The 23,184-nt window shown below is 72.9% G+C and carries 25 protein-coding genes; 9 read left to right on the top strand and 16 right to left on the bottom strand.

All coding sequences use genetic code 11. The features are described 5' to 3' along the window. The first annotated feature begins 2 nt into the window (after positions 1-2). The 3 genes from ACFTWP_RS13340 (at position 3) to ACFTWP_RS13330 (ending at position 3,414) form a co-directional block, all read left to right on the top strand. Positions 3-596, top strand: coding sequence for an NADAR family protein (locus tag ACFTWP_RS13340; RefSeq protein ID WP_380264619.1), 594 nt, complete (start codon positions 3-5; stop codon positions 594-596). 10 nt (positions 597-606) lie between these two features. Next, a complete protein-coding gene (locus tag ACFTWP_RS13335) occupies positions 607-1,968 on the top strand; it encodes a hypothetical protein (RefSeq protein ID WP_380264618.1) in 1,362 nt (453 codons plus the stop codon). Positions 1,969-2,043: 75 nt separating this feature from the next. Then, a complete protein-coding gene (locus ACFTWP_RS13330) occupies positions 2,044-3,414 on the top strand; it encodes a hypothetical protein (protein ID WP_380264617.1) in 1,371 nt (456 codons plus the stop codon). 98 nt (positions 3,415-3,512) lie between these two features. Here the strand turns inward: ACFTWP_RS13330 and ACFTWP_RS13325 are convergent, their stop codons facing one another. Further along, positions 3,513-4,895, bottom strand: a complete 1,383-nt coding sequence (locus tag ACFTWP_RS13325) for a glycine--tRNA ligase (protein WP_380264616.1) — start codon at positions 4,893-4,895, stop codon at positions 3,513-3,515. A gap of 234 nt (positions 4,896-5,129) precedes the next feature. On the opposite strand from ACFTWP_RS13325, the gene ACFTWP_RS13320 reads away from it, so the two are divergent. Genes ACFTWP_RS13320 through ACFTWP_RS13305 form a run of 4 tightly spaced genes read left to right on the top strand, consistent with a single transcriptional unit; the run spans position 5,130 to position 8,347 of the window. Then, positions 5,130-6,092, top strand: a complete 963-nt coding sequence (locus ACFTWP_RS13320; protein WP_380264615.1) for a metal ABC transporter substrate-binding protein — start codon at positions 5,130-5,132, stop codon at positions 6,090-6,092. Positions 6,093-6,108: 16 nt separating this feature from the next. Beyond that, on the top strand, positions 6,109-6,969 hold the full coding sequence (locus ACFTWP_RS13315; protein WP_380264614.1) for a metal ABC transporter ATP-binding protein: 861 nt from the start codon (positions 6,109-6,111) through the stop codon (positions 6,967-6,969). Next, the gene (locus tag ACFTWP_RS13310; protein ID WP_380264613.1) at positions 6,966-7,901 is read left to right on the top strand and encodes a metal ABC transporter permease; all 936 of its coding nucleotides are present in this window, start codon (positions 6,966-6,968) and stop codon (positions 7,899-7,901) included. The genes ACFTWP_RS13315 and ACFTWP_RS13310 overlap by 4 nt, the downstream gene beginning before the upstream one ends. Before the next feature lie 35 nt (positions 7,902-7,936). Then, positions 7,937-8,347 carry a Fur family transcriptional regulator gene (locus ACFTWP_RS13305; protein WP_380264612.1) on the top strand — a complete coding sequence of 137 codons (411 nt, stop codon included), beginning with the start codon at positions 7,937-7,939 and terminating at the stop codon, positions 8,345-8,347. 59 nt (positions 8,348-8,406) lie between these two features. Here ACFTWP_RS13305 and ACFTWP_RS13300 read toward each other — a convergent pair whose 3' ends face one another. The 4 genes from ACFTWP_RS13300 to leuA all read right to left on the bottom strand — a co-directional run bounded on the left by ACFTWP_RS13300 (position 8,407) and on the right by leuA (position 13,228). Continuing rightward, a complete protein-coding gene (locus tag ACFTWP_RS13300; RefSeq protein ID WP_380264611.1) occupies positions 8,407-9,252 on the bottom strand; it encodes an isoprenyl transferase in 846 nt (281 codons plus the stop codon). Between the two features lie 2 nt (positions 9,253-9,254). Next, the gene (gene recO / locus ACFTWP_RS13295; protein ID WP_380264610.1) at positions 9,255-10,001 is read right to left on the bottom strand and encodes a DNA repair protein RecO; all 747 of its coding nucleotides are present in this window, start codon (positions 9,999-10,001) and stop codon (positions 9,255-9,257) included. Positions 10,002-10,314: 313 nt separating this feature from the next. After that, complete coding sequence (locus ACFTWP_RS13290) at positions 10,315-10,842, bottom strand: TerB family tellurite resistance protein (RefSeq protein WP_380264609.1); 528 nt, start codon at positions 10,840-10,842, stop codon at positions 10,315-10,317. A gap of 589 nt (positions 10,843-11,431) precedes the next feature. Then, entirely contained in the window at positions 11,432-13,228 is a 1,797-nt protein-coding gene (leuA, locus tag ACFTWP_RS13285; RefSeq protein ID WP_380264608.1) for a 2-isopropylmalate synthase, read from the bottom strand. Positions 13,229-13,539: 311 nt separating this feature from the next. On the opposite strand from leuA, the gene ACFTWP_RS13280 reads away from it, so the two are divergent. Both ACFTWP_RS13280 and ACFTWP_RS13275 read left to right on the top strand, forming a co-directional pair. Beyond that, complete coding sequence (locus tag ACFTWP_RS13280) at positions 13,540-14,559, top strand: M4 family metallopeptidase (RefSeq protein WP_380264607.1); 1,020 nt, start codon at positions 13,540-13,542, stop codon at positions 14,557-14,559. 68 nt (positions 14,560-14,627) lie between these two features. Further along, positions 14,628-14,894 (top strand): protealysin inhibitor emfourin, encoded by a 267-nt coding sequence (locus tag ACFTWP_RS13275; protein WP_073927915.1) that lies wholly within the window; start codon positions 14,628-14,630, stop codon positions 14,892-14,894. Between the two features lie 97 nt (positions 14,895-14,991). Here the strand turns inward: ACFTWP_RS13275 and era are convergent, their stop codons facing one another. The 11 genes from era to ACFTWP_RS13220 form a co-directional block, all read right to left on the bottom strand. Then, positions 14,992-15,942, bottom strand: a complete 951-nt coding sequence (era, locus tag ACFTWP_RS13270) for a GTPase Era (protein WP_380264606.1) — start codon at positions 15,940-15,942, stop codon at positions 14,992-14,994. 65 nt (positions 15,943-16,007) lie between these two features. Further along, the gene (locus ACFTWP_RS13265; RefSeq protein WP_380264605.1) at positions 16,008-16,169 is read right to left on the bottom strand and encodes a hypothetical protein; all 162 of its coding nucleotides are present in this window, start codon (positions 16,167-16,169) and stop codon (positions 16,008-16,010) included. Positions 16,170-16,276: 107 nt separating this feature from the next. Beyond that, positions 16,277-16,630, bottom strand: a complete 354-nt coding sequence (locus tag ACFTWP_RS13260) for a cytidine deaminase (protein WP_380264604.1) — start codon at positions 16,628-16,630, stop codon at positions 16,277-16,279. 128 nt (positions 16,631-16,758) lie between these two features. Further along, on the bottom strand, positions 16,759-17,298 hold the full coding sequence (locus tag ACFTWP_RS13255) for a DUF4383 domain-containing protein (protein WP_380264603.1): 540 nt from the start codon (positions 17,296-17,298) through the stop codon (positions 16,759-16,761). 125 nt (positions 17,299-17,423) lie between these two features. Then, positions 17,424-17,657 carry a hypothetical protein gene (locus ACFTWP_RS13250; protein ID WP_380264602.1) on the bottom strand — a complete coding sequence of 78 codons (234 nt, stop codon included), beginning with the start codon at positions 17,655-17,657 and terminating at the stop codon, positions 17,424-17,426. Between the two features lie 60 nt (positions 17,658-17,717). Next, positions 17,718-19,058 carry a hemolysin family protein gene (locus tag ACFTWP_RS13245; protein WP_380264601.1) on the bottom strand — a complete coding sequence of 447 codons (1,341 nt, stop codon included), beginning with the start codon at positions 19,056-19,058 and terminating at the stop codon, positions 17,718-17,720. Between the two features lie 19 nt (positions 19,059-19,077). After that, the gene (ybeY, locus tag ACFTWP_RS13240) at positions 19,078-19,572 is read right to left on the bottom strand and encodes an rRNA maturation RNase YbeY (RefSeq protein WP_380264600.1); all 495 of its coding nucleotides are present in this window, start codon (positions 19,570-19,572) and stop codon (positions 19,078-19,080) included. A gap of 14 nt (positions 19,573-19,586) precedes the next feature. After that, positions 19,587-20,726: a PhoH family protein gene (locus ACFTWP_RS13235; RefSeq protein WP_380264599.1), complete on the bottom strand. Its 1,140-nt coding sequence runs from the start codon at positions 20,724-20,726 to the stop codon at positions 19,587-19,589. A 229-nt stretch (positions 20,727-20,955) separates the two neighbouring features. Further along, entirely contained in the window at positions 20,956-21,873 is a 918-nt protein-coding gene (locus tag ACFTWP_RS13230) for a ribonuclease Z (RefSeq protein ID WP_380264598.1), read from the bottom strand. A gap of 4 nt (positions 21,874-21,877) precedes the next feature. Further along, positions 21,878-22,237: a histidine triad nucleotide-binding protein gene (locus tag ACFTWP_RS13225; protein ID WP_380264597.1), complete on the bottom strand. Its 360-nt coding sequence runs from the start codon at positions 22,235-22,237 to the stop codon at positions 21,878-21,880. 77 nt (positions 22,238-22,314) lie between these two features. Then, a complete protein-coding gene (locus ACFTWP_RS13220) occupies positions 22,315-23,022 on the bottom strand; it encodes an RDD family protein (protein ID WP_380264596.1) in 708 nt (235 codons plus the stop codon). Positions 23,023-23,184: the final 162 nt, after the last annotated feature.

Below are 23,184 nucleotides of genomic sequence, written 5' to 3'. Positions count from 1 at the left end.
GCATGACCAGCGCACAGCCCCCCGCGACCCGACCCGCCACACCCTCCGAGACCCGTACCCGCGAGGAGCTCACCGCTCTGGTGGCGGCCGGCGCCCGCCCGAAGTACCTGCTGTTCTGGGGCCACCGGCCGCAGCCGAACGGTCGGATCGGCCCGGGGGCGCTGAGCCAGTGGTGGCCGTCGCCGTTCGTCGTCGACGGCGAGCGGTACGCGACGGCCGAGCACTGGATGATGGCCGGCAAGGCGCGGATGTTCGGCGACGAGCAGATGGTGCCGCGGATCCTCGCCGCCCGAACGCCCGCCGAGGCCAAGGCACTCGGCCGGCAGGTGCGCGGCTTCGACGACAGGCGCTGGACGGCCGAGCGGTTCGAGCTGGTGGTCGCGGGCAGCGTCGCCAAGTTCCAGCAGGACGGGGCGCTGCTGTCCTACCTGCTGGGCACCGCGCAGCGCGTTCTGGTGGAGGCCAGTCCGGTGGACCGGATCTGGGGCGTGGGACTGGCGGCCGACCACGACGACGTGCTGAAGCCCGCGCAGTGGCGGGGGCTCAACCTGCTGGGGTTCGCCCTGATGGCCGCCCGCGAGCGGCTGTCCGCCTGAGGGCCCGGCAGTGCCCGGTGTTCCGCTGCTGATCGACGCCACCGTGGCGGTCTCCGTGCTGACCGCCCTGGTGCTCGCGCCCGGGGTCGTCGGACCCGCACCCGGCGAGGCCGCGCCGCAGTCCGCGCCGCAGTCCCCCGCGAGGCCGCGCCCGGCCGGACGGTGGACCGTTCACCGGCCGGATCGGTGGGCCGGACGGTGGACCGGTCACCGGCCGGCCCGGACGGTCGGCCCCGGGGCGGCGCTGGCCGTGGTGATCGCCCTGCTCTACCTGAACCAGCTGGCGGTCACCGTGTACGTGCTGCGCGAGCACGGCGGCGACCCCTCCTTCATCGCCCGCCACCTGCCCGCCGGCTGGTTCTCGCTCGCCGACGGCAACGCGCCGGTGCGGTGGCTCGCGGCGCACTGGCCGGCGCCGCGGCTGCTCGCGCCGTCCGTCCTGCGCGTCCCGGCGCTCCTGGAACTGCCCTTCGTCCTCCTGGCGTTCGCCACCGTGCTGCGGACGCTCGACACCGGCCTGTACCGGCGGGTGGCCCGCTCCCCGCTGATCCGGCTCGCCGCCGCCTCGTACACGGTGGCGTTCTGCGCGGTCGAGTGGCAGCTGCACAACCCGTACACGGTCGACGACATCCTCCTCCGGGTGCTGTCGGCCCTCGTGACCCCCGCCCTGATCGCCGCCCTGGCGGCCCGCGACGCCGGCCCGCCCCGGCCGGCCGGCGCCGCCGGGCTGCTGCTGTTCGGCGTCTCGCTGTGGGCCCTCGGCCGCCTGGTGCTGGCCCTCTACGACACCGCCCTGCTCTACGACATGAGCCGGATCGGCGCCGAACTCCCCGCCGCCGCCCTGGCGCTGGCCGTACTCGCCGCCGCCCACCGGGCCCGGGCCGCACTGCCCGCCGACGGCCCGGAGCCGGGGCCGGCCGTGCGGGCCCTGGCAACCGGACTGCGCCGGGGGCTGGTGCTGTTCCTGGTGCCCGCCCTGGCCGTGCGGTACGGGGTGGACTTCGCCACCCCGGAGATCGCCGTAGCCGGGGGCGCGGTCGTCCTGCTCGCCGCCGCCGCGCCCGCCCTGCGGGCCGGCACCGCGGGCCGCCGACCACCGATCGGGCGGCTCGCCCTCGCCGCCGGCGCCGGACTCGCCGCCGCGTACCCGGCGGCCAGCCGGGTGAGCGACGCGTACTACGAGGCCGGCCTGCTGCGCGCCGCCGGCGCCTTCCTGCTGACCGCCGTCGCCGTGGCCGCGCTCGCCGACCGGGCCGCGGGCCCCGCCCGCGAGCGCGGGCGAACCGCGCGCACCGGCGCGGGCCCCCGGCGCGTTGGGGCGCCGGACGCCCGTTCCTCCCCGGACCGAAAAGAAGCGGACTCACTGCCGTAACACGCCCGCCGTATCGCCCCGCGAGGATGACCGGCAGTCAGGGTCGGGGCGCGGTGGAGAGGTCGGATCGGCGCGATGACGGTGCACCAGAAGAGCAACCTCCGCCCGTCGGTGGAGCAGGACGCCCAGGCACTGCGGGCCGAACTCGACGAGCTGCTGCGCGCCAGGCAGTACGCCACGCAGCGCGAACGCCGGCTCAGCGAGGCCGTGCGGGCGGTCAGCCTGCCGGGCCGGGACCACGGCTACGCCCAGCCGCAGCAGCAGCCCGATCCCGAGCTGCTGCGCCAGCTCGACCACGCCAGGCAACTGCGCGAGGGGCTCGGCTCGCGCTGCCTGGAACTCAGCGAGCGCCTGCTCACCGTCGAGGACCGCCTCCGGCGCCAGGACGCGACCCCGGCCCCGGCGCCGACACCGGCCGCGACCCCCGCACCGGCACCCGAGCCCCGGCGCAGGCGGCCCACCGGCGCCCGGTTCGGCGGCGCGTACGAGCAGGAGCCGGCCGCACCTCCCGGGCCGGCGCTCCCGGCCGCCCCGCCGGCGGCAGCCGCCCCGCGCGCCACCGGTGCCCGGTTCGGCGGCGTACGGGCCACCGAGGCGGCCCCCGCACCCGCTGACACCCCCGCGGCGGCCCCCGCGGCCGCCGGCCGGCCCGCGGAGGGCGGCCACCCCGCCGCCCCCCGACCGGCCGCGCCCCAGCCGCGCACCTCCGCCGAACTCGCCGGCCTCGCCGAGCGGATCGCCGGCCTGCACCGGCGCGGCTCCGCCCAGGAGTCGGCCGCCCTGGTCGCCCAGGCCGCCGTGACCCTCGCCCCCGCCGACGTCGCCGGACTGACCTCGCTGCTGCGCGCCGGCGGCCCGGCCGGCGCCGCCGCCTACCTGGCCCGCGCGGTCGCGCACGGCGACCCCGGCCACGCCGCCGACACCCTCGCCGAGCTCCGCCGGGCCTCCCTGATCACCGAGGCGGCGGAGCTGTTCCACGCCCTGTGGGGCTACCCCGCCGCCACCCTGCCGGAGTTGCTGGCCGCGCTGGAGCGCTCCGGGCAGGGCGCCGACGGGCAGACCCTGCTCTGGGAGTGGGGCTCCGCGCCACCCGCCGAACTCGCCGCGCTGGCCGGGCTGCTGCACGCCGCCGAACGCCACGGCGACACCCGGACCCTGCTGCGCCAGGCCGCCGCCCGGCCCGTCCCGGAGGTGTCCGCCCTGATCGCCGTCCTGGCGGAGCCGCTGACCGGCGCCCTGCTGCGGGAGCTGGCCGCGCTGCGGCAGCCGACCGAGCTGGCCCTGGTCGGCGCGACCCTCACCACCGACCCCGGCCGGTACGGCGCGCTGCTGGCGGCCCTCGCCGAGGGCGATCCGAGCCGTCAGCGGGCCACCGCGGCCGCCCTGCGCGCGGCCGGGCTGCCGACGGCGGCCGAGGCGCCCCGCTCCCGGCGCTCCCGGCGCTGATCCCCCGTCCCGCTGCCCGGCCGGCCGGGCAGCGGGACGGGCCCGAACGCGAAGGCCCCCCGTCGCCGCGATGGCGTACGGGGGCCTTGGGCGTGCTGTCAGCAGCCGATCAGACGGCTCGCCAGGTAGGTCTTGACCTGGTCGAGCGAGACCCGCTCCTGCGCCATGGTGTCGCGGTCACGAATGGTGACGGCGTTGTCCTCCAGGGTGTCGAAGTCGACCGTGACGCAGAACGGCGTACCGATCTCGTCCTGGCGGCGGTAGCGCTTGCCGATCGCGCCGGCGTCGTCGAACTCGACGTTCCACGCGGTCCGCAGGTCGGCGGCGAGGCCGCGCGCCTTCGGCGAGAGGTCGGCGTTGCGCGACAGCGGCAGCACGGCGACCTTGACCGGCGCCAGGCGCGGGTCCAGGCGCATGCCGACGCGCTTCTCCATGACGCCCTTGGCGTTGGGCGCCTCGTCCTCGAAGTACGCGTCGAGCAGGAAGGCCAGCATCGCGCGGTTGAGGCCCGCCGCCGGCTCGATGACGTACGGGAAGTACCGCTCGCCGGACTCCTGGTCGAAGTACTTGAGGTCCTGGCCGGAGTGCTCGCTGTGCACCGTGAGGTCGTAGTCGGTGCGGTTGGCCACGCCCTCCAGCTCGGAGAACTCGGTGCCGCCGAAGTTGAAGCGGTACTCGATGTCCACCGTGCGCTTGGCGTAGTGGGACAGCTTCTCCTTCGGGTGCTCGAAGAAGCGCATGTTCTCGGTCTTCATGCCGAGGCCCACGTACCAGTCCCAGCGCTGCTGGAGCCAGTACTCGTGCCACTGCTCGTCCTCGCCCGGCTTGACGAAGAACTCCATCTCCATCTGCTCGAACTCGCGGGTGCGGAAGATGAAGTTGCCGGGCGTGATCTCGTTGCGGAAGCTCTTGCCGGTCTGGGCGATGCCGAACGGCGGCTTCTTGCGCGAGGTCTGCTGGACGGCCTTGAAGTTGGTGAAGATGCCCTGCGCGGTCTCGGGGCGCAGGTAGGCCAGGCCGGAGGCCTCCTCGGTGACACCGAGGTGGGTCTTCAGCATGCCCGAGAACTCCTTGGGCTCGGTGAAGGAGCCCTTGTTCCCGCAGTTGGGGCAGTTGAGGTCGGCGAGGCCGTTGGCCGGCAGCTTGCCGTGCTTGGCCTCGTACGCCTCCTCCAGGTGGTCCGCGCGGAACCGCTTGTGGCAGGAGAGGCACTCGGTCAGCGGGTCGTTGAACGTGGCGACGTGACCGGAGGCCTCCCAGACCTCGCGGGCGAGGATCACCGACGAGTCGAGCCCGACGACGTCCTCCCGCGCGGTGACCATCGAACGCCACCACTGGCGCTTGATGTTCTCCTTGAGCTCGACACCCAGCGGTCCGTAGTCCCAGGCGGCGCGCTGGCCACCGTAGATCTCGCTGCAGGGGTAGACGAAGCCACGGCGCTTGCTCAGGCTGACGATCGTGTCGATCTTGTCGGCGGCCACAGTGCTCTCTTCAGTACGACGGCACGGTCAGGGCACGGCTGGTTGCTCGTACCCGAATACCTCAGGTTACCGGCCATACGGGTACCGGGTTCAAATCGGTATCGGCGACGAGGCACCGGCCCGGTGACGCCCCGGCGCCGGAGCGGCCCGGAGGGGGCTCGCCCGGGCGGGCGGATTCACTGCTCCGAACGAGTGAGTTGACAATCATTTCCACATAAGATGAGAATGGTTGTCATGACGATGATCCGACGCACCCCCCGCTCCATAGCCCTGGCCGCCGCGGCCTTGATCGGTGCCCTCGCCCTGTCCGCCTGCGGCGGCAGCAGCAGCGCCAAGGGCTCGGACGGCAAGCTGGACGTCGTCGCCTCCTTCTACCCGATGGAGTTCCTCGCCGCGCAGATCGGCGGCGAGCACGTGAGGATCACCGACCTGACCGCGGCCGGCGTCGAGCCGCACGAGCTCGAACTCACCGCCAAGCAGGTCGCCGCCGTCCAGAAGGCCGACGCGGTGCTCTACCTCAAGGGCCTGCAGCCCACCGTCGACCAGGCCGTCGGCCAGACCCACGCCAAGCACCTGGTGGACGCCACCGCCGCCAGCCCGCTGGTCGACCACCACCTCGACGAGGGCACCGAGGAGGCCGCCGGCCACCCGCACGAGGGCCCCGCCGGCGACCCGCACATCTGGCTCGACCCCACCCGCTACGCGGCGGTCGCCAGGAGCGTCGGCGCCGAGTTCGCCAAGGCCGACCCCGGCCACGCCGCCGAGTACGCCGCGAACACCGACGCCCTGGTCGACAAGCTCACCGCGCTGGACCGGCAGTTCCAGGACGGCCTGCGGAACGTCACGTCGCGGACCTTCGTCACCAGCCACGCCGCCTTCGGCTACCTCGCCGAGCACTACGGCCTCACCCAGGTGGCCATCAACGGCGTCGACCCCGAGGCCGAGCCCACCCCGGCCCGGCTCGCCGAGGTCCAGAAGGCCGCCCGGGACAACGGCGCCACCACGATCTTCTTCGAGACCCTGGTCAGCCCCAAGCTCGCCGACACCGTCGCCAAGGACCTCGGCCTGAAGACCGCCGTCCTCGACCCGATCGAGGGGATCAAGCCCCCCGCCGACGGCGCGCCGGCCGGCGACTACCTGACGATCATGAAGCAGAACCTCACCAACCTGCAGGCCGCGCTCGGCGCCACCAGCTGACGGGACACCACACCCCATGCTCCAGAACACCTCGAAGGACGTCACACCCCCGACGGACTCCGACCCGACGCGGCCCCCCGGCACCCCCGGGGCGGCCGCGCCCGCGGTCGTCCGCCTCGGCGGCGCCGTCGCCTCCCTCGGCGGACGACCCGTGCTGCGCGGCGTGGACCTCACCGTGCGACCGGGCGAGGTCGTCGCCCTGCTCGGCGCCAACGGCTCGGGCAAGTCCACCACCGTCAAGAGCGTGATCGGCGCCGTGCCGCTGGAACGCGGCACCCTGGAGCTGTTCGGCACCCCGTTCGCCAGGTTCCGGCAGTGGCACCGGATCGGCTACGTCCCGCAGCGCACCACGGCCGCCGGCGGCGTGCCCGCGACCGTCCGCGAGGTGGTCTCCACCGGCCGCCTCCCCCAGCACCGGCTGCTGCCCTTCCGCCGCCGGGACCGCGAGGCGGTGGACCGGGCCCTCGCCGCCGTCGGCATGCTCGACCGGGCCGGGGACGGCGTCGCCGACCTCTCCGGCGGCCAGCAGCAGCGGGTGCTGATAGCCCGCGCGCTGGTCGGCTCCCCCGACCTGCTGATCATGGACGAGCCGATGGCCGGCGTCGACGCCGCCAGCCAGCAGGTGCTCGCCGACACCCTGCGCAGCGAGGTCGCCCGCGGCGCCGCCGTCCTGCTCGTCCTGCACGAACTCGGGCCGCTGGAGCCGCTGATCGACCGCGTCGTGCTGCTGCGCGACGGCTGCGTCGCCCACGACGGCCCGCCCGTGCCGAACACCGGCCTGCACGCGCTGCCCGGCCACGACCACGTCCACCCGCACGCGGACGAGACCCACCTGACCACCACCGGACTGACGATCACCCCGGGGCTGCCGGCATGACCGAGATGCTCTCCTACGACTTCATGCAGCGGGCCCTGCTCGCCGCCGTCCTGGTCGGGATCACCGCACCCGCCGTCGGCATCTACCTCGTGCAGCGCCGCCAGGCCCTGCTCGGCGACGGCATGGGACACGTCGCGATGACCGGCGTCGGCCTCGGCTTCATCTTCCAGACCAGCCCGGTCTGGATGGCCGTGCTGGTCTGCGTGCTCGGCGCCGTCGTCATGGAGCTGGTCCGCTCCCGCGGCAACCAGCGCGGCGACATCGCCCTCGCCATGCTCTTCTACGGCGGCATGGCCTGCGGCAAACTGCTGGTCTCGCTCTCCGCCCAGGCCGGCTCCGGCAGCCTGGAGAGCTACCTCTGGGGCTCCATCCTCACCGTCGCCCCCGCCGACCTGCTCACCATCGCGGTGCTCGGCGCCGTGGTCATCGCCGTCACCGTCGGACTGCGCCGCCAGCTCTTCGCCATCTGCCAGGACGAGGAGTTCGCCCGGGTCACCGGCCTGCCGGTCCGCCTGCTCAACCTGCTGCTCGCGGTGATGGCAGCCGTCACCGTCACGGTCGCCATGCGGGTGGTCGGCCTGCTGCTGGTCAGCGCCCTGATGGTGGTGCCGGTGGTCGCCGCCCAGCAGCTGACCCGCTCCTTCGCCGCCACCCAGGCCGCCGCCATCGCCCTCGGCGTGGTCGTCTCGCTGGCCGGCGTGGCCGGCTCGTACCAGGCCGACGTGCCCTCCGGGCCCGCCATCGTGCTGCTCGCCATCCTGGTGTTCGCCGTGTTCAGCGCCGTCTCCGCGCCGCTCGCCCGGCGCCGCCACCGCACCCCGGCCGACCGCGGCCCCGAGGTCTGCGACGTACGGCTGCCGGGCCAGGGCGCCGCCGCCGAGAACAGCCCCGCGCCGAGCGGGCCGACGAGCGGAGCAGGGCTGGCACAATGAGGTGCGAGATGACCCCACCCCCAGGAGGACCCACGGTGACCACCGCAGGCCCGACGCCGCGCGCCCGATCGACCCGGCAGCGAGCCGCCGTCTCGGCGGCCCTGGACGAGATCGAGGACTTCCGCAGCGCGCAGGAACTGCACGACATGCTCAAGCACCGCGGTGACTCGGTCGGCCTGACCACCGTCTACCGCACCCTGCAGTCCCTCGCCGACGCCGGCGAGGTCGACGTGCTGCGCACCGCCGACGGCGAGGCCGTCTACCGGCGGTGCAGCAGCGGGCACCACCACCACCTGGTCTGCCGTCACTGCGGCGCCACCGTGGAGGTGGAGGGGCCGGCCGTCGAGCGCTGGGCCAACGCCGTCGCCGCCGAGCACGGCTTCAGCGACATCGCGCACACCCTGGAGATCTTCGGCACCTGCGCCGAGTGCGCCGCCAAGGCCTGAGCCGGACGCACGAAGGCCCACGGGACGTCTCCCGTGGGCCTTCGTGCGTCCGCGGACGCTCAGCGCTGGGTCGGCACCTCGGCGGTGGCATCCGCCGGGACCTCGTTCGGCAGGGCGCCGCCGAAGCGCCGGTCGCGCATCGCGTACTGCTCGCAGGCCCGCCACAGGTCGCGGCGGTCGAAGTCCGGCCAGAGCACGTCCTGGAACACGAACTCGGCGTACGCGGACTGCCAGAGCAGGAAGTTGGAGGTGCGCTGCTCGCCGCTGGGACGCAGGAAGAGGTCCACGTCCGGCATGTCCGGGTGGTACATGTACTTGGCGACGGTCTTCTCGTTGACCTTCTTCGGGTCGAGCTTGCCGGCCGCGACATCGGCCGCGATGGCCGCCGCCGCGTCCGCGACCTCGGCCCGGCCGCCGTAGTTGACGCACATGTAGAGCGTCACGGCGTCGTTGTCCCTGGTCTGCTCCTCGGCGACCTGCAGCTCCTGCACCACGCTCTTCCAGAGCTTGGGCATCCGGCCGGCCCAGCGGACCCGCACGCCCATCGCGTCCATCTCGTCGCGGCGGCGGTGGATGACGTCCCGGTTGAAGTTCATCAGGAACTTCACCTCCTCCGGGGACCGCTTCCAGTTCTCGGTGGAGAAGGCGTAGAGCGAGATGTTCTTCACGCCCAGCTCGATGGCGCCCTTGAGCACGTCGAGCACCACGCTCTCGCCGACCTTGTGCCCCTCGGTGCGGGGCAGCCCGCGCTCCTTGGCCCAGCGGCCGTTCCCGTCCATCACGATGGCGACGTGGCCGGGCACCAGCTCGCCGGGGATCTTCGGCGGCTGGGCGCCGCTCGGATGCGGGGTCGGGGGGAGGTACTGCCGCTGCTTGCTGCCGCCGAAGAGCCGTCGCGCTGCCATGCTTACTTCTCCACGTATCTCATCGAGCGGATTCCCCGCTCCAGGTGCCACTGCAGATAGGCCGCGACCAGGCCGCTGCCCTCCCGCCAGTACCGCGGCTCGCAGGCATCGGCCGTCTGCCAGTCCCCTGACAGCAGCGAGCCGAGCAGTACCAGTGTCTCAGGGGAGGGTACGGCACAGCCGGGCACCCGGCAGTCCCCGCAGAGCACTCCGCCGGCCTGGAGCGAGAAGAACCGGTTGGGTCCTTCGAGCCCGCACTTCGCGCAGTCGGTGAAGCTCGCGCCGTATCCGTTGACCGCCAGCGAGCGCAGCAGGAACGCGTCCAGGACGAGATGCGACTCGTGCTGCCCGGCCGCGAGCGTCCGCAGGCCGCCCACCAGCAGCAGGTACTGCTGGACGGCCGGCTCGCCCTCGTTCTCGGCGAAACGTTCCGCCGTCTCCAGCATCGCCGTGCCGGCCGTGTAGCGGCCGTAGTCGGCGACGATCGGGCCGCCGTACGGCGCGATCGTCTCCACCTGGGTGCAGAGCGGCAGACCGCGGCCGATCAGGTCGCTGCCGCGGCTGAAGAACTGCACGTCCACGTGCGAGAACGGCTCCAGCCGGGCGCCGAACTTGGACTTGGTCTTGCGCACGCCGCGCGCCACGGCCCGGACCCTGCCGTGCCGGCGGGTGAGCAGCGTGATGATCCGGTCGGCCTCGCCGAGCTTCTGCGCGCGCAGCACCACGCCGTCGTCCCGGAACAGGCTCATGCCGCGCCCCCGCCGGTCGGGCACGGGCCGCCGGCCGGGCACGGCCCGTCGGGGAGCACGACGCCGTCGAGGAGCGCGGGGCCGTCGAACAGTGTGGGCATCCCCCCATTCTCGCGTACCCGCGGCGCGCCCCGGGCAGCCAGGGCGAGACCGGCACCGGGCCGGGGGCAGCCGTGAGCCCGCACCGGGGCGTGGGGGGACGTCCACCGGTACGGGTCGCGGCGGGGCCCGAGGATGGGGCGCCGCCCGGCCGCGGGCCGGGGGCGGTACGGGCCCTGCTCTCGGAGGGACGGGAGGACTCCCGGACGGACGGTCAGTGCGCGGCGCGGGTGGCCGCCTCCAGCAGCGAGCCGACCTGCTCCTCGCCGAGGCCAAGGCACCGGCCGACGGCGGCCAGCGCCTCGCGCTCCTGCGGCAGGTACCGGCCGTCGGCCAGCGCGATCCAGGCGCCCTGCAGCAGCAGTCGCTCGCGGCCCTGCTGGGCGAGGTGCGGAGTGAGAGGTTCGAGGGCCGCGCGCAGCTCGATGGTGAGGCCGTCGGCCAGGCCGTGCGCCTGGTGGAGCTCGCCTCCGAGCCCGGACAGGGCCGCCAGCGCGGCCAGCACCTGCGCCTCGCCGGAGTCCTCGAAACCGGCCTCCCGGACCACCGAGCAGGCCGCCTCGCGGGCACTGCGACCACCGGTGCCGCCCGCCGCCAGCATGGCCAGGGCCACCGTGTACTGGGCGTCGCGGAGCATCCCCGAGAGGCGGACGCTGGTCAGCTGCTCCAGGCTCTGCATGCCGTACCGGCCGTGACAGCTGGTGCACTGGACGCTGCCGATGACCGGCCCGATCGGGAGCACCGGTGTACCGAGGAGACGCAGCCACCGCCGGCCGTGCTGCCGGCGGTAGTTGCGGTCCCCGCCGCACCCTGGGCAGAAGAAGTCACCGAGAACGTCCGTCCGCCAGCGAGGGCGAACACCCCACAACCCTGTCACGGCGCCACTCCCCAGACATGGCAGGCGGCCTGCACAACGATGGGCAGGTCACGCGACCGGACCCCGTGGCCGTCCCACCGACCCCGGATTTCCGGTGGGTCGATGTTGCCACGGTTACCGGCATGTGTCAGTACCCCGAACGGCTTGGGACGCAGAAAAATGTGGCGCAGAACACAGCCTCAATTGGGCTCGGCTCGCCTCCGGGGCGCTTTGATCCGGTGCCGACGGTCGTCGCTTCGTCGATCGCTTCGCTCCTTCCCGCGCTCCTCGCTTTCGGCACCGGCGCGCCCCTTCGGCTCGCTCGCGGGTGGTGGGGGCTGGGGTCGGTGGGGGTGGAGCGGGTTCGTGCAGGTGGGAGGGGGCGGGACCAGGGGTGGTGGGAGTGGTCTCGGGAACGGGAGCGGGCCGCCCCGGAGGGCGGCCCGCTCGGCCGTGCAGGGTTCAGCCGGACGGATTACCCGCGCTGCGCGCGGTTGACGGCGCTGATCATCGCCTTCAGGGAGGCCAGCACGGTGTTGCCGTCGATCCCGACGCCCCACAGCACCTTGCCGTCGACGGCGCACTCGACGTACGCGGCGGCCTGGGCGTCGCCGCCCTCGCTCAGCGCGTGCTCGGCGTAGTCCAGGACGCGGACGTCCACGCCGATGCCGGCCAGCGCGTCGCCGAAGGCGGACACCGGGCCGTTGCCGGTACCGGTCAGCGTGGTCTCCACGCCGTCCACCACGGCCTGGGTGGTCAGCGCGTCGCGGCCGTCCTCGGTGGTCAGGCTGCGCGAGCCGCTCAGCGAGATCCGGCCCCAGGCGTTCTCCGGGGTGGGCAGGTACTCGTCCTGGAAGACCGCCCAGATCGCGGCGGGGGTGACCTCGCCGCCCTCGGTGTCGGTCTTGGCCTGGATGATCCTGGAGAACTCGATCTGCATCCGGCGCGGCAGGTCCAGCTTGTGGTCGTTCTTCAGGACGTACGCGATGCCGCCCTTGCCGGACTGGCTGTTGACCCGGATGACCGCCTCGTAGCTGCGGCCGACGTCCTTCGGGTCGATCGGCAGGTACGGGACGCCCCAGGTGTACTCGCCGACCGGCACGCCGGCCGCCTTGGCGTCGGCCTCCAGGGCGTCGAAGCCCTTCTTGATGGCGTCCTGGTGCGAGCCCGAGAACGAGGTGTAGACCAGGTCGCCCGCGTAGGGGTGGCGCTCCGGCACGCCCATCTGGTTGCAGTACTCGGCGGTGCGGCGGATCTCGTCGATGTCGGAGAAGTCGATCATCGGGTCGACGCCCTGCGAGAACAGGTTCATCCCGACGTTGACCAGGTCCAGGTTGCCGGTCCGCTCGCCCTGGCCGAACAGGCAGCCCTCGACGCGGTCGGCGCCGGCCATGATGGCCAGCTCGGCCGAGGCCACGCCGGTGCCGCGGTCGTTGTGCGGGTGGGTGGACAGCGCGACGAACTCGCGGCGCGACAGGTTGCGCGACATCCACTCGATCTTGTCGGCGTAGACGTTCGGCGTGGAGCGCTCGACCGTGGTCGGCAGGTTCAGGATGATCTCGCGGCCCTCGCCGGGCTGCCAGACGTCCATCACCGCCTCGCAGACCTCCAGGGCGAAGTCCAGCTCGGTGTCGATGAAGATCTCCGGCGAGTACTCGTAGCCGAAGACCGTCTCGTCGCGCAGGATCTTCTCGGCGTACTCCATCACCAGGCGGGTGCCGTCCACGGCGATGCCCTTGATGTCGTCCTTGCTGCCCTTGAAGACCACCCGGCGGAACAGCGGGGAGGTGGCGTTGTACAGGTGGACGGTGGCGCGCGGGGCGCCGACCAGCGACTCCACGGTGCGCTCGATCAGGTCCTCGCGGGCCTGGGTCAGCACCGAGATGGTGACGTCCTCGGGGATCGCGTCCTCGTTGATCAGCGAGCGGACGAACTCGAAGTCGGTGGCGCCGGAGGACGGGAAGCCGACCTCGATCTCCTTGTAGCCCAGCTTCACCAGCAGGTCGAACATCTTGCGCTTGCGGGCCGGCGACATCGGGTCGATCAGCGCCTGGTTGCCGTCGCGCAGGTCGGTGGAGAGCCAGCGCGGTGCCTTGGTGATCACCTTGCTCGGCCAGGTGCGGTCCGGCAGGTCGATGGTCCCGAAGGGTACGTAGCGCCCGTACGGCATGCCCGAGGGCTTCTGCTGGACGGTGGCCGCGGTGATCGGGGTCGGGCGGTCGACGAACGGGCGCCCGGCGGGAATCGACGTGGCGGAGCTCTGCTCGGTCATGGAGTGACTCTCGGCTTCCGTGTGTGGTGCGGGCTGGTCGGGGGTGGTGGACACCCGACTGGCCGGCTGCTGCCGCGACGGCGTTCATACGCGCACAGCACAGTCCCCCGCGGCAAGGGAGCCGGCCTCAGTGGACTACAGGCCCTCGCCGCGGCGGCTAAGAAGAAGCTGCCGGATACGCATGATGTGGACCAGCCTAACCCAGGCCCTCCCCGGGCCGAAGCGCGTCCACGGACTTTTTCACCCCTTGAGACGAACGGTTGCGTGACGGCCTGATGACAAAGCGTCACGTCTGAGTCACCCTTGGCGCCATGACTCCCCTCCCTCCGCGCTGCTCGATCGTCCCGCCGTACGTCCTGGACCGGCTCGCCGAACAGGGCCACGCGGCCGCCGTCCGGTCCCTCGCGCTCGACGCCACGCACCGCGAGGCGCGGCTGCTGGCACCGGTTCCCGTCCCCGGCCCCGGCCGGCCCCGGCGGGTGATCAGCGACGCCCGGCACACCGAGCGACTGCCCGGGCGCACCGTCCGCACCGAGGGCGCGCCGCCCGTCGCCGACCACAGCGTCAACCAGGCCTTCGACGGCCTGGGCGCCACCTACGCGCTCTTCTCCGACGTGTACGGCCGCCCCTCGATCGACGGCGCCGGGATGCGGCTGGACGCCACCGTCCACTACGGCGATCACTACGACAACGCCTTCTGGGACGGCCGGCGGATGGTGTTCGGCGACGGGGACGGCGTGGTGTTCAACGAGTTCACCGCCTGCGTGGACGTCATCGGGCACGAACTCTCCCACGGCGTCACGCAGTTCACCGCCGGGCTGGCCTACCACGACGAGTCCGGCGCGCTCAACGAGTCGCTCTCCGACGTCTTCGGCTCCCTGGTCAAGCAGTACGCCCTGGGGCAGGACGCCGACGAGGCCGACTGGCTGATCGGGGCCGGCCTGCTCGCCCCCGGCGTCCAGGGCGTGGCCCTGCGCTCGATGAAGGCGCCCGGCACCGCGTACGACGACCCGCGGCTCGGCAAGGACCCGCAGCCCGCGCACCTGCGCGACTACGTGCGGACCGCGCAGGACGAGGGCGGCGTGCACATCAACTCCGGCATCCCCAACCACGCCTTCTACCTGCTCGCCACCGCCCTCGGCGGCCAGGCCTGGGAGCGGGCCGGCCGGATCTGGTACGACACCCTGACCACCCACCGGCTCTCCCCCGAGACCGGATTCACGGCCTTCGCCCGGGCCACCGTCGACGCCGCGGCCGCCCGGTACGCGGACGACGTGGTCACCAACACCGTGACCGCGGCCTGGGCCAAGGTGGGCATCAGCGTCGGATGAGGACCTCTTAATGTGAAGCTCTGGGAAATTGACGACGGATCCCAGCCCTGGGTAGCACCATGGACACCATGCGTATCCATGTGACCCGGACCGGCGGCCTCGCGGGCCGCACACGCCAGGCGGAGCTGGACACCGCCGAACGTACGGACGCCCCGCACGTCCACGCCCTGGCCCGCGAGGCCGTGGTAGGCGGGCTGCGCGCGCCCTCGTACGGAGTGCCGGACGGCTTCCACTACGCCATCACCGTCGACGGCCGCACCGTCCACTGCGCCGACCCCAAGCTGACCGACTCCCAGCGCGAACTGGTCTCGCTGGTCCTGCGCGAGGGCGCCTGAGCGACCGCCGGGAGGCGGCTGCGCGCGGGCGCCCCGGGCGCTCCCGGGCACGACGCGGGGCCCGTCCGTCCGGACGGGCCCCGCGGTCGAGATGTCGTCAGAAACCGAGCTTGCGCAGCTGCTTGGGGTCGCGCTGCCAGTCCTTGGCGACCTTGACGTGCAGGTCCAGGTAGACCGGCGTGCCGAGCAGCGCCTCGATGTGCTTGCGGGCGGTGGTGCCGACGTGCTTGAGACGGGCGCCCTTGGCACCGATCACGATGGCCTTCTGGCTCTGCCGCTCGATGTAGACGTTGGCGTGGATGTCCAGCAGCGGGCGGTCCGCGGGGCGGCCCTCGCGCGGGATCATCTCCTCCACGACCACGGCGAGCGAGTGCGGCAGCTCGTCGCGCACGCCCTCCAGGGCGGCCTCGCGGATCAGCTCGGCGACCATGACCTGCTCGGGCTCGTCGGTGAGGTCGCCGTCCGGGTAGAGCGGCGGGCCGGCCGGGAGCAGCGGGGTGAGCAGGTCGGCGAGCAGGCCGACCTGGGTGTCGGCGACCGCGGAGACGGGGACGATCTCGGCCCACTCGATCCCGAGTTCCAGGCCGAGCTGGTGGATGGCGATCAGCTGGGCGGCCAGCGCCTTGGAGTCGACCAGGTCGGTCTTGGTGACGATGGCGACCTTGGGCGTCTTCTTGACCTCGGCGAGCTCCTTGGCGATGAACTTGTCGCCGGGGCCGAGCTTCTGGTCCGCGGGGAAGCAGAAGCCGATCACGTCGACCTCGGCCCAGGTGCTGCGGACCAGGTCGTTGAGGCGCTCGCCGAGCAGCGTGCGGGGCTTGTGCAGGCCGGGGGTGTCGACCAGCACGAGCTGGGCGTCCGGGCGGTGCACGATGCCGCGGACGGTGTGCCGAGTGGTCTGGGGGCGGTCGGAGGTGATCGCGACCTTCGTCCCCACCAGGGCGTTGGTCAGGGTCGACTTGCCCGCGTTGGGGCGGCCGACGAAGCACGCGAAGCCGGATCGGTAGGTGCCGGCCTGGGAGGGGGAAGTAACGCTCATGCGCCCCATTGTCCCTGATCACCAAGGCCGGGACGGACAGGCGGCCGGCGGCCGGCGGGAACGGCCGGCCGGATCTACGCCTTGGGGCCGCCGCCGAGCGACGCCAGGCCGCTGACCAGGACGATGACGAACAGGGCGATGGAGCCGCCCAGCCACCAGGGCGAGCCGGTCTCGTGCCACTTGCCCATGCCCATCACGCTGGCCAGCAGCCCAGCGAAGAACGCCCACGGCCCCATGTTCCCGGCTCCCCCGGTCAGGAGCTCGGCCCACCCCTGAAGCGGAGCTCTCCCGATGAGATTATCCGCCAGGCCGAGGGGGTGGGCGTCCCGTCCGCCCGTCGGTCTCAGCGGGCCTCCGCGGCCACCCGCAGGGCGCCGTCCGGGCCGGCCAGGAGCACCGGGGTGCCGGCGCCGCCGAGGTCGCGTACGGCGGCCAGGTCGGCCTCGGCGGGCTGGGCGGCCTCGGAGACCACGGCCGCCGCCTCCAGGCTGCGGGCGCCACTGGCCACCGCCATCGCCACCGCCGTCTGGAGCGCGCTGAGCTTCAGCGACTCCAGGGCGACCGTCCCGGCGACGTAGGTGCGGCCGTTCTCGTCGCGCACCGCGGCCCCCTCCGCCACGCCGTTGCGGGCGCGGGCGGAGCGGGCCAGGGTGATGATCTTCTTGTCCTCAGGGTCCAGCTCGGTGACATCGCTCATGCCGCAGAGCATAGGCCGCCGTGATCAGCGGGCCGCGGAGCCCTCCGGGATCCGGGACGGGTCCCTGCGGTGCCCGGGCGGGCCCACCGGGATCCGGCCTCCGGCGGCCCCGCCCCGGACCGCCCGGCTCAGTGCCCGATCGGGTTGGGCGGCCCGGGCTTGATGACCTTGACGAGGGCCGGGGGGCCGGACGGCATCGGCCGCTCCTCCCGGTGCCGTTTCTGCCAGTACGGGTTGTCCAGCGGCAGATGGCTGCTGACCCTGCCGTACATCCCGAAGGTGAGCACGACGAAACCGAAGATGAAGGCGAACAGGACGTTCGACATGCGGAAGTTGAGGATGTTCGCGTCCGGGCGGCCGAGCACCGTCAGCCCGTAGAAGCCGGACAGCACGAACAGCGTTCCGACGATCATGTTGAGGGTCGAGGCGAAGTTGCCGCCGACCACGGCGCCGCCCATCAGCACCAGGCCCATCACCACGGACAGCACGCTCAGCGCGCCGTTGGTGGACATCCCCACGACCTCGTCACCCTCGGTCGACAGGAAGCCCGGATGACCGGTCAGCCCGAGTATCCCGAACACCAGCAGGAAGACACCGCCCAGCCCCGCGCTGATCCGGTACACCTGGGCAAGCCGGTGGTCGACGGGCAGTTCGTCTTGCAGTTTCATGGAGACCTCCACCACGGACGTGACGGCGGAAACGCGGCCCTCCCCACGCGGACGGGCGTGCCCGCACCGGATTCCACGCTACTCCTCGCCCACCGGACCGCACGGCGGCCGGTCCTGCACCGCGGTCAGCTCCGCTCGCCCGGGGTCAACGGGGCCTCGTGGAGGTAGAGCGAGCCGCACTGCTGGCAGCAGGGCCGCTCGGTGCTCCCCCAGTCGGTCTCCGGCCGCACCTCGGCGTCGGCGTCGATGGTGCGGCCGCACATGGCCTCGGTCGCGCCGACGGTGCGCGTCACGTGCCAGGTCTTCACGCCGCCGGACCGGCCCCGCGGGCCGTACTCAGCGCGCAACTCATGCGTCATGACCACATGGTGGTGACGCGCCCGTGGAGGGGGCAACTCGGGCTGCGCCTTACGGGGCCGTCAGCGGCCCTCGACCCGCTCGCTCTCCTCGTCGGCGTCCTCGTCCGCCCGGCGGACCGGGGCGGCGACCACGGTGCCGATCCGGTTGCGCCGGCCCGCGGAGCTCTCGGCGGTCAGCAGGATGGCGGAGAGGTCGGTGCCGGCGTCCTCGGGGAGCGGTATCTCGCAGGCCGAACCGGGGATCGGGACCCGGCCGAGGTGCTTGGCCAGCAGGCCGCCGACGGTCTCCACGTCCTCGTCCTCCAGCTCGATGCCGAAGAGGTCGCCGAGGTCCTCGACCAGCAGTCGCGCGGTGATCCGGTACGAGCCGTCGCCGAGATCCTCGACGGGGGCGATCTCCCGGTCGTACTCGTCGGTGATCTCGCCGACGATCTCCTCCAGGATGTCCTCGATGGTGACCAGGCCGGCCGTGCCGCCGTACTCGTCGATCACGATCGCCACGTGCGAGCGCATCTGCTGCATCTCGCGCAGCAGGTCGCCGGCCGGCTTGCTGTCCGGGACGAAGACCGCCGGGCGCATCACACCGCCGACGGGCTCCGACTCGGCGTCACGGTTGATGTGGGTGAGGCGGACGAGGTCCTTGAGGTAGACGATGCCCACCACGTCGTCCTCGTTGTCGCCGACCACCGGGATCCGGGAGAAACCGGAGCGGAGCGCCAGGGTGAGGGCCTGCCGGACGGTCTTGTGGCGCTCGATCATCACCAGGTCGGTGCGCGGCACCATCACCTCGCGCACGATGGTGTCGCCCAGTTCGAAGACCGAGTGCACCATCCGGCGCTCGTCGTCCTCGATCAGGTCGTCCTTCTCGGCCAGGTCGACCAGGGCCCGCAGCTCCGCCTCCGAGGCGAACGGGCCCTCGCGGTAGCCCTTGCCCGGGGTGAGGGCGTTGCCGGTCAGGATCAGCAGCCGCGGGATCGGACCGAGGATCCGGGCCAGCGGCAGCAGCACGAAGGCCGCCGCCGTCACGGTGCTGAGCGGGTGCTGGCGGCCGATCGTGCGGGGCGAGACGCCCACCGCGACGAAGGAGACCAGCACCATCACGCCGAACGCCAGCAGCACCGCCTGCCAGGTCGGCTCCACGTTGCGGACGCAGACCACGGTGACCATGACCGCCGCGGCCATCTCGCTGGCCACCCGGATCAGGGTGGCCAGGTTGAGGTAGCGGATCGGGTCGGAGGCCAGGGTCAGCAGCCGGTCGGCGCCGCGCCGCCCGGCCCGGACGGCCTCCTCCGCGCGGAAGCGCGAGACCCGGGAGATGCCCGCCTCGGCGCAGGCGGCCAGCCACCCGACGCCGGTCAGCAGGACGGCACCGACGATGAAGCTCGTACTCTCGCCACTCACAGTGGATCGGACCCCGCGCTCAGTGGGTGGTGGGGGCGGGCGAGATGCCGCCGAGGCCCCGACCGGCGCGCCAGTCGTCCAGGATCCGCTTCTGGAGCCCGAACATCTCGCGCTCCTCGTCCGGCTCCTCGTGGTCGTAGCCGAGCACGTGCAGCACTCCGTGGACGGTGAGCAGCTGGAGCTCCTCGTCCATGGAGTGCTTCGACGGCGCCGCCTCGCCCTGCTGCTTGGCGACCTCCGGGCAGAGCACGATGTCGCCGAGCAGGCCCTGCGGCAGCTCGTCGCCCTCCTTGCCGGGACGCAGCTCGTCCATCGGGAAGGACATCACGTCGGTGGGGCCCGGGAGGTCCATCCACTGGATGTGGAGTTCCTCCATCGCCGCGCTGTCCACCAGGATCACGGACAGTTCGGACTGCGGATGGATCCGCATCTTGTCCAGGGCGTAGCGGGCGACGTCGAGGATGGAGTCCTCGTCGGCGTCCCAACCGGACTCGTTGGCGATGTCGATCGACATGGAGGGGCTGTTACTCAGCTTTCGGTGCGATGGGACTGGCGGGGCGCCCGGGCCGACGGCTGCTTCACCGTGCGGCGCTGGGCGGGCTTGCGGGCGGGCGGGGTGTTCTCCCCGGCCTCCTGGAGGGCGTCCCAGCGCTCGTACGCGTCCACGATCCGGCCGACCAGCTTGTGGCGGACCACGTCGGTGCTGGTGAGCACGGAGAAGTGGATGTCGGGCACGTCCACCAGGATCTCCTGGACGACCTTGAGACCGCTGCGGGTGCTGCCCGGGAGGTCGATCTGGCTGGTGTCGCCGGTGACCACCACCCGGGAGTTGAAACCGAGGCGGGTGAGGAACATCTTCATCTGCTCGGGCGAGGTGTTCTGGGCCTCGTCCAGGATGATGAAGGCGTCGTTGAGGGTGCGCCCGCGCATGTACGCGAGCGGGGCGACCTCGATGGTGCCGGCGGCCATCAGGCGCGGGATGGAGTCCGGGTCCATCATGTCGTGCAGCGCGTCGTACAGCGGGCGCAGGTACGGGTCGATCTTCTCGTAGAGGGTGCCGGGCAGGAAGCCCAGCCGCTCCCCCGCCTCGACCGCCGGGCGGGTCAGGATGATCCGGTTGACCTCCTTGGCCTGCAGGGCCTGGACGGCCTTGGCCATCGCGAGGTAGGTCTTGCCGGTGCCGGCCGGGCCGAGGCCGAAGACGATCGTGTGCTTGTCGATCGCGTCGACGTAGCGCTGCTGGTTCAGGGTCTTGGGGCGGATCGTCCGGCCGCGGTTGGAGAGGATGTTCGCGGTGAACACCTGGGAGGGCGACGGGTCGTCCGGGTTGTCCCCGGCGTTGCGCAGCATCGCGATCGAACGCTCCACGGCGTCCTCCGTCAGGGGCTGGCCGGTGCGCAGCACCAGCATCATCTCGTTGAAGAGCTCCTGCACGAGGGCGACCTCGGCGCGCTCCCCGGTCGCGGTGACCTCGTTGCCCCGGACGTGGATGTCGGCGGCCGGGAACGACCGCTCGATCACCCGCAGGAGCGAGTCGGTGGCACCCAGCAGGGTGACCATGGGGTGCTTCTCGGGAATGACGATCCTGGCGCTGGCGACCCGCTCGGTGCCGGAGGCCTCCGAAGGCCGCGACTGTCCGTTCGTACGGGTATGTGATGTGTCGCTCATAGGTCGGCGCTGAGGCCTGCCTCATCCCATCCGTGGTCTCGTGGTGCCGCTCGGTCGGTCCGGGGTCACCAGGGTACGCCGCGCGCGTGATCGCTGTGGCGGTGCGGCGCCACCTCCCGGTGGAGGAGTCGCGCACGCTCCCGATGCTCCGGCAGTCGCGGGGCCGATGCGACTGGTTTTCCGGCCGGGTACCGGTCACCGTCCGTCCGGTGGCCGGATCCGACGGTGGTCAACGGCGCGGCGGCACGGGCACCCGGGCGAGGTCCTCGGCGACCACGATCTCGCCGTCGAAGTACGTGCGGGCCTCCGCCAGGTGCCCGGCGAGATCGGGGTAGCGCTGGGAGAAGTGGGTGAGGACGAGGGTCCGCGCGCCCGCCTCGGCGGCGACCTTGGCGGCCTGGCCGGCGGTGAGGTGGCCGTGCTCGCGGGCCAGGTGGGCGTCGGCGTCCAGGAAGGTCGCCTCGATCACCAGCAGGTCGGCGCCCTCGGCGAGCTCCCCGACGCCGTCGCAGAGCCGGGTGTCCATCACGAACGCGAAGCGCTGGCCGGGGCGCGGCTCGCTGACCTCGTCCAGGGTGACGGTCCGGTCGTCCAGCTCGATCGAGCCCTGGTGCTGGAGCCGGCCGACCGCCGGACCGAAGATCCCGAACTCGGCGAGCCGCTCGGGCACCAGCCGGCGGCCGTCGGGCTCGGCGAGCCGGTAGCCGAAGGACTCCACCGGGTGCGAGAGGCGCACCGCGTCCAGCGTGAACCGGGCGCCCGGGACGGGCAGCGGCCCGGCCTCCTCCACCGGGTGCGGGCGCAGCACCGCCGTCTCGTGGAAGGCCGTGGCGTGCCGCAGCCGGTGGAAGAAGACCTCGCCGGAGGCGGGGAAGTAGACGTCCACCGGGTGCGGCACCCGGTCGAGGTTGATCCGCTGGATCACCCCGGCCAGGCCGAGGCAGTGGTCGCCGTGGAAGTGCGTGACGCCGATCCGGGTGATCTGGGTGGCGGACACGCCCGCGTGCAGCATCTGGCGCTGGGTGCCCTCCCCCGGGTCGAACAGCAGGCCCTCGCCGTCCCAGCGGAGCAGGTAGCCGTTGTGGTTGCGGTGCCGGGTGGGCACCTGGCTGGCGGTGCCCAGGACGACGAGCTCGCGTTGCGACACGGGATCAGACCAGGCCCTCGCGCAGCGGCGTGCCGCCGAGCACGTGCACGTGGGCGTGGAAGACGGTCTGGCCGGCCCCGGCGCCGGTGTTGAAGATCAGCCGGTAGCCGGACTCGGCGATCTTCTCGTCGGCGGCCACCTCGCCCGCCTCGACCAGCAGTTCGGCGGCCAGCTCCGGCTCGGCGGCGGCGAGCGCGGCGGCGTTCGGGTAGTGGGCCCTGGGAATGACCAGGATGTGCGTCGGGGCCTGCGGGTTGATGTCCCGGAAGGCGATCGTGCGCTCGTTCTGCCGGACCACCGTCGCCGGGATGTCGCCCGCCACGATCTTGCAGAACAGGCAGTCGGACTGGGGCTCGCCGGCCATCGGTGTCTCCTCGCGAACGTCGGATCGGGAAGCGGCCTCGTCCGGCGGGAGTCGTCGGACGCGGCCCAGGCCGCATGCTAGCCGAGCCGCCCGGCCCCCCGCCGCCACTCGTCGAGGCGCCGGCGGCGGACCACCCGCACCCCGCAGGCCTCCTCCGGCTCCAGCTCGTCGAGCATCAGGCCGATCGGGACGAGCACGTAACCCAGCAGCCAGCGCCTGGTGAGCCGCCAGGTGCCGGGCCGGCTGACGTCCTTGTACCGGATCACCCGCAGGGCCAGCAGGCCCTTGCCCAGGCTGAACCCGGTGAGCCGGGCCAGCACCACCTGGTTGGCGAAGCCGAAGCCGATCACCACCGCGAACAGCAGCCCGAAGTAGCCGCCCGCCGCACCACCGTGCTGCATCGAGGCCTTGGCGGCGGCGAAGCCGGCCACGGCGGCGAAGGAGCCGTCGAGGACGGCGGCCAGGATCCGCAGGCCGTCCCCCGCCTCCACGGGCGCGGGCGGGAGGGGTGCGCCGGGCGCCTGCGGTCCGCCGTACGGCCGGCTCCCCAACGGCTGCGGCGGGTAGGGCCGGTGCGGCGCCGGCGGGTGCGGCTGCTGCGGGTACGGCTGGGGGTTCTGCGGGTGACGGGGGTACAGCTGCCGGGGGTGGGGGTGCTGCGCGGGCTGCTGCGCGTACGGGTTCTCCTGCCCGCCGTACGGGCCCGGCTGCTGCCCGTACGGGCCGGCCGGCGGCTGCGGGTACGGGCCCTGACCGTACGAGCCCTGCGGGTACCCCTGTGCCATCTCGCTGCCCCCGTCACGTGGTGATCATGGATCAGCCACGCATCCTAGTGTCCTGACCGGCGTCCGCCCGGCGGGTGAACCTGATCCCGCCCGCCGGACCGCCGGGCGGCACCGTGGCGCGAATACAGCCCCGGCAGCGCCCGCGGGGTCGTCGCCGCGGTC

Source organism: Kitasatospora sp. NPDC057015, assembly GCF_042673745.1.
Classification (GTDB): Bacteria; Actinomycetota; Actinomycetes; order Streptomycetales; family Streptomycetaceae; genus Kitasatospora.
The sequence above is the reverse complement of the archived record's forward strand: the minus strand, read 5'-3'. Positions and strand labels throughout refer to the sequence as shown.

What these genes read in the sequence shown, in the direction of transcription:
- era (WP_380264606.1), bottom strand. Translation starts at nt 15,942, where the DNA reads ATGGGGCGCATGAGCGTTACTTCCCCCTCCCAGGCCGGCACCTACCGA.
- ACFTWP_RS13260 (WP_380264604.1), bottom strand. Translation starts at nt 16,630, where the DNA reads ATGAGCGATGTCACCGAGCTGGACCCTGAGGACAAGAAGATCATCACC.
- ACFTWP_RS13225 (WP_380264597.1), bottom strand. Translation starts at nt 22,237, where the DNA reads ATGGCCGGCGAGCCCCAGTCCGACTGCCTGTTCTGCAAGATCGTGGCG.
- ybeY (WP_380264600.1), bottom strand. Translation starts at nt 19,572, where the DNA reads ATGTCGATCGACATCGCCAACGAGTCCGGTTGGGACGCCGACGAGGAC.
- recO (WP_380264610.1), bottom strand. Translation starts at nt 10,001, where the DNA reads ATGAGCCTGTTCCGGGACGACGGCGTGGTGCTGCGCGCGCAGAAGCTC.
- ACFTWP_RS13265 (WP_380264605.1), bottom strand. Translation starts at nt 16,169, where the DNA reads ATGGGGCCGTGGGCGTTCTTCGCTGGGCTGCTGGCCAGCGTGATGGGC.
- ACFTWP_RS13275 (WP_073927915.1), top strand. Translation starts at nt 14,628, where the DNA reads ATGCGTATCCATGTGACCCGGACCGGCGGCCTCGCGGGCCGCACACGC.
- ACFTWP_RS13250 (WP_380264602.1), bottom strand. Translation starts at nt 17,657, where the DNA reads ATGACGCATGAGTTGCGCGCTGAGTACGGCCCGCGGGGCCGGTCCGGC.
- ACFTWP_RS13235 (WP_380264599.1), bottom strand. Translation starts at nt 20,726, where the DNA reads ATGAGCGACACATCACATACCCGTACGAACGGACAGTCGCGGCCTTCG.
- ACFTWP_RS13310 (WP_380264613.1), top strand. Translation starts at nt 6,966, where the DNA reads ATGACCGAGATGCTCTCCTACGACTTCATGCAGCGGGCCCTGCTCGCC.
- ACFTWP_RS13315 (WP_380264614.1), top strand. Translation starts at nt 6,109, where the DNA reads ATGCTCCAGAACACCTCGAAGGACGTCACACCCCCGACGGACTCCGAC.
- ACFTWP_RS13220 (WP_380264596.1), bottom strand. Translation starts at nt 23,022, where the DNA reads ATGGCACAGGGGTACCCGCAGGGCTCGTACGGTCAGGGCCCGTACCCG.
- ACFTWP_RS13280 (WP_380264607.1), top strand. Translation starts at nt 13,540, where the DNA reads ATGACTCCCCTCCCTCCGCGCTGCTCGATCGTCCCGCCGTACGTCCTG.
- ACFTWP_RS13330 (WP_380264617.1), top strand. Translation starts at nt 2,044, where the DNA reads ATGACGGTGCACCAGAAGAGCAACCTCCGCCCGTCGGTGGAGCAGGAC.
- ACFTWP_RS13300 (WP_380264611.1), bottom strand. Translation starts at nt 9,252, where the DNA reads ATGGCAGCGCGACGGCTCTTCGGCGGCAGCAAGCAGCGGCAGTACCTC.
- ACFTWP_RS13340 (WP_380264619.1), top strand. Translation starts at nt 3, where the DNA reads ATGACCAGCGCACAGCCCCCCGCGACCCGACCCGCCACACCCTCCGAG.
- leuA (WP_380264608.1), bottom strand. Translation starts at nt 13,228, where the DNA reads ATGACCGAGCAGAGCTCCGCCACGTCGATTCCCGCCGGGCGCCCGTTC.
- ACFTWP_RS13320 (WP_380264615.1), top strand. Translation starts at nt 5,130, where the DNA reads ATGACGATGATCCGACGCACCCCCCGCTCCATAGCCCTGGCCGCCGCG.
- ACFTWP_RS13255 (WP_380264603.1), bottom strand. Translation starts at nt 17,298, where the DNA reads ATGAAACTGCAAGACGAACTGCCCGTCGACCACCGGCTTGCCCAGGTG.